Annotated in this window: 13 protein-coding genes and 1 tRNA gene; 3 read left to right on the forward strand and 11 right to left on the reverse strand. The window is 64.1% G+C overall.

Features of this window, described 5'->3' with window-relative positions; translation table 11 throughout:
* Both VF515_22985 and queG read right to left on the reverse strand, forming a co-directional pair.
* Positions 1-73 (reverse strand) — tRNA-Asn (locus VF515_22985).
* A 90-nt stretch (positions 74-163) separates the two neighbouring features.
* Positions 164-1,285, reverse strand: coding sequence for a tRNA epoxyqueuosine(34) reductase QueG (queG, locus tag VF515_22990; GenBank protein ID HEX7410492.1), 1,122 nt, complete (start codon positions 1,283-1,285; stop codon positions 164-166).
* Between the two features lie 561 nt (positions 1,286-1,846).
* Here queG and VF515_22995 point away from each other — a divergent pair.
* The gene (locus VF515_22995; GenBank protein HEX7410493.1) at positions 1,847-2,974 is read left to right on the forward strand and encodes a CaiB/BaiF CoA-transferase family protein; all 1,128 of its coding nucleotides are present in this window, start codon (positions 1,847-1,849) and stop codon (positions 2,972-2,974) included.
* A 46-nt stretch (positions 2,975-3,020) separates the two neighbouring features.
* Here VF515_22995 and VF515_23000 read toward each other — a convergent pair whose 3' ends face one another.
* The 6 genes from VF515_23000 to VF515_23025 all read right to left on the reverse strand — a co-directional run bounded on the left by VF515_23000 (position 3,021) and on the right by VF515_23025 (position 7,801).
* Complete coding sequence (locus VF515_23000) at positions 3,021-3,629, reverse strand: glutathione S-transferase family protein (GenBank protein HEX7410494.1); 609 nt, start codon at positions 3,627-3,629, stop codon at positions 3,021-3,023.
* 646 nt (positions 3,630-4,275) lie between these two features.
* Positions 4,276-5,823 carry a sigma 54-interacting transcriptional regulator gene (locus VF515_23005; GenBank protein ID HEX7410495.1) on the reverse strand — a complete coding sequence of 516 codons (1,548 nt, stop codon included), beginning with the start codon at positions 5,821-5,823 and terminating at the stop codon, positions 4,276-4,278.
* A gap of 13 nt (positions 5,824-5,836) precedes the next feature.
* Positions 5,837-6,388, reverse strand: coding sequence for an O-acetyl-ADP-ribose deacetylase (locus VF515_23010; GenBank protein ID HEX7410496.1), 552 nt, complete (start codon positions 6,386-6,388; stop codon positions 5,837-5,839).
* A gap of 127 nt (positions 6,389-6,515) precedes the next feature.
* Complete coding sequence (locus VF515_23015; GenBank protein HEX7410497.1) at positions 6,516-7,391, reverse strand: DMT family transporter; 876 nt, start codon at positions 7,389-7,391, stop codon at positions 6,516-6,518.
* 136 nt (positions 7,392-7,527) lie between these two features.
* Positions 7,528-7,659 carry a hypothetical protein gene (locus tag VF515_23020; GenBank protein HEX7410498.1) on the reverse strand — a complete coding sequence of 44 codons (132 nt, stop codon included), beginning with the start codon at positions 7,657-7,659 and terminating at the stop codon, positions 7,528-7,530.
* A gap of 7 nt (positions 7,660-7,666) precedes the next feature.
* The gene (locus VF515_23025; protein ID HEX7410499.1) at positions 7,667-7,801 is read right to left on the reverse strand and encodes a TetR family transcriptional regulator; all 135 of its coding nucleotides are present in this window, start codon (positions 7,799-7,801) and stop codon (positions 7,667-7,669) included.
* A 205-nt stretch (positions 7,802-8,006) separates the two neighbouring features.
* On the opposite strand from VF515_23025, the gene VF515_23030 reads away from it, so the two are divergent.
* Entirely contained in the window at positions 8,007-9,263 is a 1,257-nt protein-coding gene (locus VF515_23030) for a glutamate-5-semialdehyde dehydrogenase (GenBank protein HEX7410500.1), read from the forward strand.
* 29 nt (positions 9,264-9,292) lie between these two features.
* Here VF515_23030 and VF515_23035 read toward each other — a convergent pair whose 3' ends face one another.
* Positions 9,293-10,222 carry a phosphatase PAP2 family protein gene (locus VF515_23035; GenBank protein ID HEX7410501.1) on the reverse strand — a complete coding sequence of 310 codons (930 nt, stop codon included), beginning with the start codon at positions 10,220-10,222 and terminating at the stop codon, positions 9,293-9,295.
* Positions 10,223-10,322: 100 nt separating this feature from the next.
* A complete protein-coding gene (locus VF515_23040) occupies positions 10,323-11,111 on the reverse strand; it encodes an SDR family oxidoreductase (protein HEX7410502.1) in 789 nt (262 codons plus the stop codon).
* Between the two features lie 70 nt (positions 11,112-11,181).
* Here VF515_23040 and VF515_23045 point away from each other — a divergent pair, with 70 nt between their 5' ends.
* Entirely contained in the window at positions 11,182-11,670 is a 489-nt protein-coding gene (locus tag VF515_23045) for an isoprenylcysteine carboxylmethyltransferase family protein (protein HEX7410503.1), read from the forward strand.
* Between the two features lie 22 nt (positions 11,671-11,692).
* On the opposite strand, the gene VF515_23050 is transcribed toward VF515_23045, so the two are convergent.
* On the reverse strand, positions 11,693-12,784 hold a 1,092-nt coding region (locus VF515_23050; GenBank protein HEX7410504.1), incomplete at its 5' end, for a HEAT repeat domain-containing protein.

The following is a 12,784-nucleotide window of genomic DNA, read 5'->3' on the forward strand; positions in this document are numbered from 1 at the left end:
CTCCCCGGGCCGGACTCGAACCAGCGACAGATCGGTTAACAGCCGATCGCTCTACCGACTGAGCTACCGGGGACCATGCATCGCCAAACGTCGTCGATGAATACTCGCATCCAGGACGAATCGTGCGATGAGACAGGGTGCCTAGCACAGGGGCTACCAAGCTTCAAGATTGCGATGCGGCAACCGCTGCAGCGATTTCTCGGCACACTTCCTCGTCCGGCTCATGAGGACGAGCCGATTCGAGGGAGCGCCGCGCCGATCGGTCACCAATGGCACCGAGTGCCCACGCCGCATGGGCACGAACCAACGCCGAGGCATCGTGCCGTAAAGCCTGAGCGAGCGGGCCCACCGCGGCCGGGTTGCGCGTGTTTCCCAGGGCAACCGCAATGTTGCGTACGAAGCCATCACGCTTGGCGCGCCGGATCGCACTGTCACGGAAGCGGCGGCGGAACGCATCGCGGTCGAGCCGCAAGAGCTCCGGAAGATAAGGCAGCAGGTCTTCAGACTCCGGCGCGCCGTGACGGCGGACAAATTTGTCGTTCCACGGACAGACCTCCTGGCATACATCGCAACCGAAGATCCAGTTGCCCATGCTGGGACGCAAGCCGGCGGGGATGCTGCCGCGGTGTTCGATGGTCAAGTAGGAAATGCAGAGGCGGGCATCGAGCCGGTAAGCGGGCTCGAGCGCTTGCGTTGGACAGGCATCCAGGCAGCGCGTGCAGGTGCCGCAATGATCCACCTGCGGCGGGTCGGAATCGAATTCGAGGTTGGTGAGGATCTCCCCCAGAAAAAACCACGAGCCTTCCTCCCGGTGCAGGATGTTGGTGTTCTTGCCGAACCAGCCGACACCGCCGCTTGCCGCCCATTCCCGTTCGAGAACCGGGCCCGTATCGACGTACGCGCGAGCCACAACCCCCGCCTTCACTCCGTCAGCGTACGCGGCCAGTTCACTGAGCTTCGTTGCCACAATCGCATGGTAATCGGCACCCCAGGCGTAGGCCGCGATCCGGCCGCGCAGCTGTTGCTGCCAGTCGATCGGCGGTAGGGGAGGGGGCAGATAGCGATAGCCGACCGTGATCAGGCTGCGCGCTTCAGGCAGGACCAGACGCGGGTCGAGACGCTTGGCGATGCCGTTCCCGATGTAGCTCATGCCCGCGGCGTTGCCATCAGCCAGCCACTGTCGGACGAACTCCGCATGCGGGGGCGCTTCGACGCGCGCGAAACCGCAGAGCTGGAAGCCGATGCGGTGCGCCTCGGCGCGAATGCGATCCTTGAGGGAGTCCATCTGCCGCGAGAATAGCAGATGGCATATGGCGTATGGCTTATGGTTCGTTGAAGAACCCCGCCCCGTGCTTCGACAGGCTCAGCATGAGCGGATCCCCGCCCCGATTTCCAATGACTTGTTCCGCTCACCCTTCTGAGATTTCAACTCTGCGCGCGGGGTGCACTGGGCCAATGAACCCCCTCCTTACGGGACTGTCGATTTTCGCCCAGCGGGCACCCCTCGATACGCCGCCAGCCCCTCGATACGCGGCCAAGAGAAGGCCGCAACTCGGGATGATCGGGAAAGAGGGCGGCTACTTGGGCGAGCGGTTCCATATTGATTTCAGAGGGTTTTCCCCGTTCACCCCGAGTAGGCCCCATTTTCTCAGGGGCCGTATCGAGGGGCGGCTCGCGCTTATCGACAGTCCCCCAAGGAGGGGAACCTCGACGAACGGTTCATTGGTAGCTTGTCGAAGGGTGTCTCAGCCTTTTTCAACTGGCTCTTACGGGCGAGTGGCTGCTTGCGACGCCGGAATCGCTGGGCTACGTTCCGCGCCCAGACCGTGATGCCCAGGAGGAACGAATGGCGCCCCCGCTTCGTAATGTGAAACTGCTTGACCTGTCGCGGCAGTTGCCCGGCCCCTTTTGCTCGATGATGTTGGCCGACCTCGGTGTCGACGTGCTGGTGGTGGCGGCACCGAACGACGTCATGGGCATCGGCCTTGCCCTGGCGCAGCGGAATAAGCGCAGCATGACGCTGAACCTGAAGTCGCCGGAGGGCAAGAAGATCTTCGACCGCCTGGCGCAAGATGCGGATATCATTCTGGAAGGGTTTCGCCCCGGCGTGACCGAACGCCTCGGCATCGATTACGCGAAGATGAGCGCGCTCAATCCGCGACTGGTGTACTGCTCGATCTCGGGATACGGACAGGACGGACCCTATCGCGACAAGGTCGGCCATGACATCAATTACCTCGGCTATGCCGGCGTGCTGGGGGTCTCGGGCGCGGCCGGCGGCCCGCCGACCATCATGCCCGTGCAGGTGGCCGACATCGGCGGCGGCGCGTTGATGGCGACGGTGGGCATCCTCGCTGCTTTGCTGGCGCGCCAGCACACCGGCCGCGGCCAGTTCATCGACATCTCGATGATGGACGGCAGCATCTCCTGGAACGTGTTTCACACGCTCATCTACCTGGTCACCGGCCAGCAGCCGGAGCGCGGCCTGAACCGCCTCACCGGCCACAACCCGTGCTACGCCGTCTACGAAACCAAAGACGGCAAGTACGTCACCGTGGGCGCCCTCGAAGAGCACTTCTGGCGCAATCTGTGCGTGGCGCTGGGAGTGGAGGAGTTCATTCCGGACCAGTTTGCGGAGGGGGAACGACGCGAGGAGATGTTTCGCGTCATTCGCCAGAAGTTCAAAAGCAAGACACAGGCCGAATGGCTGAAAGAACTCGAGCCGATCGACATCTGCTTCGGGCCGGTGAACAGCATCGCGGACACCTTTGCCGATCCGCAGGCGCAGGCGCGCCACATGGTGCAGGAGGTCGCCGGGCAGACGCTGGTGGGCTCAGCGCTGAAGCTTTCCGATACGCCGACGGTGCAACTGACGCCGCCGCCGCAATTCGGGCAGCATACGGACGAGGTGTTGGCCAACCTCGGTTACTCCGACGCGGCCATCCAGGCGCTACGGTCACAGCGCGTGGTGTGAGGCCTCGGACCTCACACCACGTTACGGTCTCACTCGGGGTCTGAAATCACGCCTGGGCGCTGGGGCGCTGCTTGAAGGCGTTGTGCCAGCGCGCCACGTTGGCGCACGAGGGATCGATCTGGATCTGCGCGAACTCGGCAAAGTCCAGCGCGGCTAGCAGGGTGCAGTCGGCGATGCTCGGTCGGCTGCCGGCCACGAAGGGTTGAGTGCCGATGCGCCGATCCAATACCTTGAGAAAGGATGCGAGCTGGCCGCGGGCGGTCTCAGCGGTGTCCGCCGACTGCTTGACCCGGCCGGCGAAGAACGGATGGCTGTTCTGGAAGATGACGGCCACCCGCTGCAGGACCCCCAGCTCCGCCATGCGTTCGACTTCCCGCACGCGGGCACGCTCCAAGGGAGAGGTCCCGATCATCGGGGGATTGGGGTGCAGCTCCTCGAAGTACTCTATGATCGCCAACGATTCAGTCAGGTAGCTGCCGTCATCGAGCTCCAGTACCGGCAGGCCACCCAACGGATTCTTTTTCAGAAACTCAGGGGTGCGATTCTCCCCCGCGATGATATTGACCGGCTCGAGCGCAACGGTGATCCCCTTCTCCGCGAGGTAGACACGCAGCTTCTTTGGGTTCGGCGCTGCAACGAAATCATACAGCTTCATTGTCGTTTATCCTCCTTCACCTGGTGGTTGAAGGGACCAGCATACGGGGTCGCGGAGGTGAGTCAACCGCGGAGGTCGGCGGAGCGCCGACTAGGCTGGATGTGCGTTATGAATGTGGGGAATCTCGATCCAGGTCGTGTTCCCTGGCCTGTCTGATAGTAGGGCTACTCTCAAACGCTGGGGAGTCGAAACGGAGGATTCGTCGAAAGACCTGGCGTTGAGAAGAACGCGACCCGGAGCGCCCCCTGCAGGTTACCATGAGGCGATACTATTGCTGCGGGGCGTTTCGCATACGCCGAAGGCGTTAGGGATCAGAGCCCAGGGTTGCCGCGTCAGCGGCTACCCTGGGGACAGAGGACCCAACGATTCTACCCTGAAAGGGTTACGTGGGGGGCGACCTGTGGCGGCTCGCGCCTCATGTTGCCGGTGTCAGATTGCCGGCGACAGAGCGCAACCCCTTTGGGGTAGGGTGCGCTGCTGATTCTCTCCCCAGGGTGGGCGCGCAGCGCGCCGACCCTGGGCTGTGGTGCATAACGCCTTCGGCGTATCGACCGCAGGGTCTAACCACGGAGCCGACTTTCTTCCAGTCGCAAGATGGGTTCTCCGGACCTATAAACTTGACGCACACCCGACAACGCTTGATCGCTCAGCTTGGCGAGGTGGAGCGGAGCCCAAATGCCTTCATCTTCTTTTGCAGCATGACGCGACTGATTCCGAGGGCGCGGGCGGCATGCGAGACGTTACCAGCCTGAGTACGCAGGACATGGGCGATGTATTCGCGCTCGAAGGCGTTGCGGGCCTGCTTGAGTGGGCCGAGCGGCCGCATCCGGCCGCTGTGCGTGGCAGCCGCCAGGACGCGTTCGGAGAAGTACTCCGGCCCGAGGACGCTGGCCTCGCCCGCGAGGGTCAGCGCGCGCTCCAGTTCGTGCTCGAGCTCGCGCACGTTGCCCGGCCACGGGTAGCGCACCAGGCAGTCCATGGCGTCGGGACTCACCCTGGCGGAGGGCTTGCCCCATTTGTGCGTCAGCCGTTGGAGGAAGTGCGCCACCAAGAGCGGGATGTCTTCACGGCGTTCGCGCAGGGGTGGAACGCGGATGGGAAAGGCGTTGAGCCGGTAATACAAATCTTCACGGAAGCGCCCGGCACGCACCTCGTCGGCAAGGTCCTTGTGGGTGGCGGAAATCACGCGGGTGTCCACTTTGCGTACTTCGGTGTCGCCGACCGGGATGAACTCGCCGCGTTCCAAGACCCGCAGCAGCTTGACCTGCATCGGTGGCGGTGTGTCGCCGACCTCGTCCAGAAACATCGTGCCGCCGTCGGCGGCGGCGAAGAGCCCCCGCTTGTCGGTGTTGGCCCCGGTGAACGCCCCTTTGCGGTAGCCGAACAGCTCACTTTCCAATAGGCTCTCGGTGAAGGCGCCGCAGTTGACGGCCACGAAGGGCCTCTCTTTGCGCGGCCCATGAAAGTGGATGGCGCGCGCGATCATCTCTTTGCCCGTTCCCGTCTCGCCCTGCAGCAAGACCGTGATCGGCGAGCTGAGGGCGCTCTCCACCAGGCGGAACACCTTCTCCATGGCGGCGCTGGTACCGACAATGTCGGAAAAGCGGTGCAGTGCCTGCCGTTCGCGGGCGAGCAAGGCAACTTCATCGCGCAGCTTGGCCTCGGACAGCTTGAGCGTCCGGTACAGGCTCGCGTGTTCGATGGCGACAGCGATGCTGCCGGCGAGGGCTTCGAGAAAGGTGAGGTCTGACTGAGTGAACTCGCCCTGGCGCTTGTTGACGCATTCGATCACGCCGATGATGCCGCGTTGTGTGCGTAAGGGGGTGCAGAGAATCGAGCGCGTGTCGCCGCCGGTCTGTTGGTCGACCTCGGCGTAGAACCGGGGATCGCGGTGCACGTCTGGAACCAGGAGCGACTCGCCCGTCTGCACCACGGCGCCGGCCACGCCCTTGTCGGCGGGCATGCGAAGCTGGCGTAGGCGATGCGCGATCGCCTCATTTTCCGGACTGACGAAGGGGAAGAACAATTCGCGGCCGGTCTCATCCAGCAAGATCACCGAGCACCCTTCCGCGCCTAGGAGATCCTTGGTCTCGCCGACCACGAACGGGAGGAGGTCATCGAGATCGATCAGTGCATGCAGCGAGCGGCTCACATCATAGAGCAGCTTGAGCTGTTCCGTCGAGATGTCCGGCATGGTCCTGGGGTCGTCAGCGCTGATGGAGCTGCGCTGCCGTCTCTGCCAGCGCTTGCTCGTAAATGGCCAGATCCGAGGCGCTGAACAGGACAAAGCGCACGAGTCTGATCTGGGGAGTGGCGCGCAGCATGCGGGCAACCGTCATGATGGCGATGCGTGCGGCCTGGGCAATCGGGAAACCGTAGGCCCCGGTGCTGATGGAAGGAAACGCGAGCGTGGTCGCGCCGTTCTCGGCCGCAACTTCAAGGCTGCGGCGATAGGCGCTGGCGAGCCGATCCGGCTCGCCGTGCTTCGCGTCACGATAAATCGGGCCGACGGTGTGCACCACGTACTTCGCCCTGAGCTTGCCGCCGGTAGTGATCTTCGCCTCCCCCGTGGCGCAGCCGCCAAGCTCCCTGCATTCAGCCAGGATGGCTGGGCCGCCGGCACGATGGATGGCGCCGTCCACGCCGCCGCCGCCCAATAAACTCGTGTTGGCCGCGTTGACGATCGCGTCGGTGTCCTGGCCGGTAATGTCACCGCGGACCAACTCGATTCGACTGCCGCCGATGGAAAGCTCCCGCATGATGATCTTCCCCGGAATGCTACCGCTTACCCACGCAGCCTCGACTTCCGTGCCGCTGCGATAGTCGCTTACCGACAGGATAAGCGCAAATGCCACCGACGCAAGAAGAGGCGAGGCCGGCCCGTCTTCAGCGACGGCTGGCGGCTAGTCCTACGGCTAAGAGCATGATCGCCGCACCCAGCATGCTCTGGCGGCTGAGATGTTCGCCGAGCCAGAAGGCCTCGGCCGCGGCGGCGGTGACGACACTAATCGTTGCCGCCAGGCTGCCTTGTATTGCCGGCGCAAAGCCGAGGCCCTGGTGCAGGAGCACCTGTCCGCCGACGGAGGTCACGACCACGCCGGTAAGCGCCAGCAGCAGACCGGGAGACAACGTGGGTGCTCCGAGGAGCAGCGACGGCGCGGTGAGCGCCGCGCCTACCGCCATGAAGTAGGTGGTGATCAGCAAGGCACTTTCGGTGATACGCAGCTGGCGGGCTGTGGCCACGGCACCGCCCGCAAATACGGCCGCCGCCAATGCGCTCAGACCGCCCCAGGTCGCCGACGGGCTGAGCGCAGCGGCGGGGTTGATGATGATGACTACACCAATCATGCTCAAGGCTATCGCCAGCGCGACGTGCCCATCGAACCGTTCGCCCATCAGAGTCGTGGCGAAGAGCGCGGTGAACACGGGGTAGGTGCAGTTGAGCAAGGTGGCCAGGCCGGCTCCGGCCCCGCGGATGCCATGGTAGTAGAGGATGATTGCTCCGGCGCCCAGCAAGCCGCGCTGCAGAATGCGGTACAGGTTGCCGGGCTGCGGTCGCAGAGCGCGGCCGCGCCCGAAGGCGAGGAGGACGAGTAGGGAGCCCGTGAAGCGGACGAAGGCGATCTGGAACGGTGGCATCTCGTACGCCGCCACGCGCACGAACACAGCCATGAGGCCGAACAGAATCGAGGCGAGGAATATGACGCCGAGACCGTTCAGCAGCACCGCGCGCCGCTCCAGTGGGAGTTCGATGGTTGTCATGCCCGTCTTCCGGCAAGCACGAATGACGGAGCGGCGCCCGCGAGTCAACGCGGCGGGTTTCGACGAGCGTGCGGAGTGGTGCGCCAGTCAGCCAGTGAGCCAGTAGGGAGATCACTGGTTCACCGGCTCAGCTTTCTCAGTTGGCGATGGGCAGTTCGTGCGTGACGTCGAAGCGGTCGCCGCAAATCATGCCGATGCGGCGATACTCCGGTTCCGTGCGCTCGGTAATCAGATTGAGTCGCTTCAAGTTCGGCATGACGGTGTGCATGAAGATCTCACTGTTCAGTGCCGGCCACCTCAGCCACCTCGCGCATGCCGATGCCGGCGAATCCCCGACGTGCGAACAGATCTTCCGCTGCGTCCAAGATCTTGTCGCGCGAAGCGATTTCTACAGCCGCTGCTTGCACCATGGACCGGCCGTTCGAAGGTCAATAAAAAAGATGACATTTATCATCTTCGCCTAACTCTCGGTTCGCTCAAGTCCTGGGATATGGCTTATGGCACATCGCTTAGGGATTTCTGACCATAGGCAATAAGCCATATGCGATAGGCGCGAGGCGCGCCTCGCCAGTTGTCCCCCTTTGCCTGAGGGCCTCGATTTTGTATCGTCGGTTCATGAGTTTGCAGGAAGATATCGTCGATTTGTGTAGGGCTGCCCGCCAAGCCGCGCGGCTTGTGGCGGCAGCCTCGGCGGACACGAAGAACCGCTGCCTGCGCGGCGCCGCGGAGCAGTTGCGCGCCAATCGGTCTCGCTTGCTGGAGGCAAACCGCGAGGATGTCTGGCGCGGCCGCGAAGCGGGGCTTTCGGCGGCGTTGCTGGACCGGCTAACGCTGACGGAGGCGCGCATCGACGCCATGGCGAAGGGGGTGGAAGAGGTTGCCCAGCTTCCCGATCCGGTGGGTGAGACCATGGCGCAGTGGCGCCGGCCGAACGGTTTGGAGATCGGGCAGGTGCGGATTCCGCTCGGGGTGGTCGGCGTGATCTACGAGTCGCGGCCGAACGTCACAGCCGACGCCGCTGCCCTCTGCCTGAAGGCCGGCAATGCGGTGGTGCTCAAGGGCGGGTCGGAAGCGCTGGCGACGAACAGCGCGATCGCCGCGGTGCTGGCGGAGGCGGCAGCGGCGGCGGAGCTGCCGGCCACGGCGGTCCAGCTCATCGCCACGGCGGAGCGTGAAGCAGTGCAGGTCCTCCTGAAGCAGAGTCAGTATATCGACGTGATCATTCCACGCGGCGGCGAAAGCCTGATCCGCGCCATCACGGCATCCTCCAGCATCCCGGTCATTCAGCACTACGCCGGTGTGTGTCACACCTACGTCGACGAGCACGCCGATCTCGCCATGGCGGAGCGTATCTGCCTCAATGCCAAGGTGCAGCGTCCGGGCGTCTGCAACGCCATGGAGAATATGCTGGTGCATGCGGCGGTGGCGCCGCAATTCCTGCCGCCCATGATCCGTTCTTTTGAGCAGGCGGGCGTGGAAATCCGTGGTTGCGAGCGCACGCGGCAGATCGTGCCAGGAGTGCGGCCGGCCACCGAGGAAGATTGGCGCACCGAGTACCTCGATCTGATCCTGGCCGTGAAGGTCGTCGACTCGCTCGCCGAGGCCATCGATTTCATCAATACCTACGGCACCGGCCATTCCGACGCCATCGTCACCGAGCACTTACGGCAAGCGCGCCAGTTCCTCGCCCAGGTCGATTCCGCCGCCGTGTACGTCAACGCCTCCACGCGCTTCACCGACGGTTACGAATTCGGTTTTGGGGCGGAGGTGGGGATTTCCACCAATCGCCTGCACGCGCGCGGGCCGATGGGCCTGCGCGAGCTGACGACTTACAAGTACGTGGTGTACGGCAGCGGGCAAATCCGTACCTGAGTTGCCTGCTGGAATGCCGGGAACGGGGCTTACCACAGCCGCAAGCGAAGACCGAAGCGTCGCAGCACCGTACTAGGTTCGACGACCGGCTCAAGCCGCGGTCCGGCCCACATACAGGCCCCCGCCAGCCCCAGCCCCGCAACCACATCGACCACGTAGTGGTAGTGGAGGTAGACCGTGGAGAAGATGATCGCGGCGACGACGGGTGCGAGGCCGACGAAGGCTGCCGTCGAGGTGCGCCAGGCGAAGGCGAGGCAGACAACGGCAATTGCCGTGTGCCCGCTGGGAAACGCGTCAGCACGAGTGCGCTCTGCCGCTTCGATGAACAGCCGCACGCCACGGCTGACGGCGCCGCCGCCAATCAGCCATGCCTCGCTGTGCGCTGGTACCCGTGGGCCGAGCGTGGGAAACATGAAGTAGCCGACATACGAGGCGTAGAACGTCAGCGCGACCGTAAACACCAGCTGCCGAAAGTCATCTTTCGTTTCCCGGCGGTAGAGGAGAACAGCGAGCACCACCGGGGTCAGGTAATAACTGACGTACGCAAGGTAGCTGAGGTCGGTCAGCCAAGCCGGGCGCCCGAGCACGCCGCGCCACAGTGCCGCCAAGTCGCCGAACAGCCGCGCGTCAAGCCGGGCGAATTCCGCGTCCCACCGGGCCGGGCTGCTGCAATCGATGAGCGGCCCCAAGGTGTTGAACAACACGGGAAGGATCAGCGCCGGAGAAAAAGCGTGCACCATCCCCCAGATCGGCCGCCGCCCGGACATGACTATGGCGAGGAGGATGAAGAGCGACAAGCTGGCAAAGGTGCCGAGCAGCCAGACGGCGTCTGCGCCGAGCTGTCTTCGGAAGAAGGCCACGATGACGGCTAGAAGAAAGATCACCGTCAGGCTCAACGCGTCAGCCGCAGTGATGCGGTCACTGCCGTTGCTCAGTGTCGGCTCGACCGTGTTTCTCATGGCCCGAGGATATAGCGGAAGACGGAGGGCCGAGGCCAGCAGCGTAGAGGGCAAAACGCGCCTTTTCAGGCGCACTGGCTTACTCGGCCCTGGGCGGTGATTATCCCAGCACGCGCCTGCCCAGAGTCCCGGCAATCCGTCGCGTCAGGCTTCGCGGCACCACACCGGTAAACGTCACCAGGGCGCGGTTGGCGAGACCCGGCACGCAGACGACCTCGTCGCGCTTCAGGCCGGCAAGCGAAGCCTCCACCACGGCTTCGGGGCTCATCCACACGAACGAGGGAATCTGTGACACATCGATGCCTGCCCGTTTCTGAAAAGCCGTGCGCGTGAAGCCGGGACAGAGCGCTTGCACGCGCACCCCGGTGCCACGGAGCTCCTCGTGCAGCGCTTCGGTGAACGAGTTCACGAAGGCCTTGGTGGCGCCGTAGGTGGCCGTGTATGGTCCGGGCTGGAATGCGGCCATCGAGGACACGTTGATAATGGCGCCGTGGCCGCGCGTGATCATGCGCGGAAGGGCGGCGCGCGTCAGCCGCACCAGCGCCACCACATTGAGCCGGATCTCCTCTTCCTCTTTGGCGGGATCGAGCCGCGCAAAGGCACCCGTGGTGCCGAACCCGGCGTTATTGACCAGCAGGTCGAGCCCCCGCTCCTCGGCAAGGCGCTTGGCGACGCGCTGCAGGTCACCCGCATCCGTCAGGTCGGCGGCGATGACTTCGACGGCGATCGCGCCTTCTTTCCGCAGCTGCTTCGCTTCTGTCTCGAGACGCGCGCGGTTCCGCGCCACGATGATCACATCGTAGCCATCGCGGGCCAGCTGCGCGGCGAAGGCGGCACCGATTCCGGATGATGCGCCCGTTACCACGGCGCGGAGGCTATGAGGATGCATCGGACAAGCTCTCTGGATTCATCGAAGTGGTATGTTGTCTTGAAGCAGGCGTTCTGTCTACTAGGGTCTCATGCTTTTCCTCAGGAGTCTGATCTTTACCGTCCTTGTGCCAGGCACCGTCACCGTCGCTGTGCCCTACGTGTTGCAGCACAGTGAGCTGGCGTTTCGGCTCGGCGTACCGGGCACTCTGCGGCCGTTAGGCGTGCTCCCCGTCGCTCTCGGTGTCGCGGTCTATCTCTGGTGCGCATGGAATTTCGGGGTAGCAGGCAAGGGGACGCCCGCGCCCTATGATCCACCGCGTGTGCTGGTGACCCGGGGGCTTTATCGATGGGCGCGCAACCCGATTTATGTGGGTATCGTGCTCATCCTCCTCGGGGAAGGGCTGATCTTCGATGCAGGTGTACTCTTGCTCTACGGTGCGCTGCTCTTCTTGCTCTTCCACTTGCGAGTCGTTTTGTATGAGGAGCCGCATCTGCAGGCGAAGTTCGGCGCGAGCTACGGCGACTACTGCCAGACCGTGCCCCGTTGGGTTCCGAGCCCCAGATCTCGCCATCGTTGAGCGCGGGTCTTTCGGGGTGCGCCTATTCGGCAGCGCCGAGAAGGCGCAGTTTGTTCTTGGCGGCCTTGCCGACCTTGGTGCGACCCCACTTGCTGGCGAGGTGTTCCAGCAGATCGCGGGCAACTGCCCGCTCGTGGCCTTGGCCCTCGGCGAAGCTGAAGGCTACGTAGAACAGCTCGTCGGGGCCGAGCAGGCGTTCCTTGCGCAGCCGTTCCGCCAGTGAAAAGGTCGAGCCCCCCAGCTCGCGGAACAGATCGAGGGCCGGGTCGTGCTTGCGCGGCGTTCCCGAGATCGTATGCGGATGGGACTTGAGTTCGGCGAGAGCGAGCGCGTAGGCACTTTCGGCGTCGAAAGCCGGGGTGTCCTTGAGTAGTGCCAGCCACTTCGCCGTGCCCGGGAAGTCTTTGTTTTTGCGGAGGTGCTCGGCGCGAGAGCGCACGCGCTGAGCCAGGAACTCGGGAGCCATCCCGTTCAGGAAATGGAAATAGGCCGTGTACAGGCGGTCGTCACCCTTCTCCAGGGCGTCTTGCAGCTTCTTCCAAAGCTCATCGAGAGCAGTCTTCTTCCAATCGCGTTCGTGCACCAAGAGGATATCCGCCAGCGCCCAAGCTTTGCGCTCGTCGTCGCAGGCCAGGAACTCCTTCATCAGCGTGGCGCGGGCGGCGGGCATCTTCTTGAGTGAGGCCGTGGCCTCGTCGCGCCGCGCGAAGCTGTCATCGGTCAAGTACCCGATGAGGGTCTTGAGCACCGCTCCGGAATCGAAGCCGGCGAGCTTGTGCACGGCAAAACGCTTGACCAACGGTTGCGGACTTTCGGCCAGGCGGTTCAAATGCGGTAGGTAGCCGCGGTCGAGGGTCTGGCCTTCGAGGAGATGGATGGTGGGCCGTAGAATTCCCGCCTCGTCATCCTCATCGAGCAGCGGTACCAGGGCATCGATCTCGGCCGTGGCCAGCTTCTGGCCGCGCAGGCACTGCTGCAAGGCTCCGAGAGCATGCGTGCGGACGGCCTGGGGCTGCTGCTTATCGAGCAGGGTGAACAAACGGCGCCGCGCGTGTGGTTCACCCAGTGCTCCGAACAGTTTGGCGGCGGCAATGAGCGCGCTGCGCGGAGCTTT

Source organism: Candidatus Binatia bacterium, from assembly GCA_036382395.1.
Taxonomy (GTDB): Bacteria; Desulfobacterota; Binatia; order HRBIN30; family HRBIN30; genus JAGDMS01.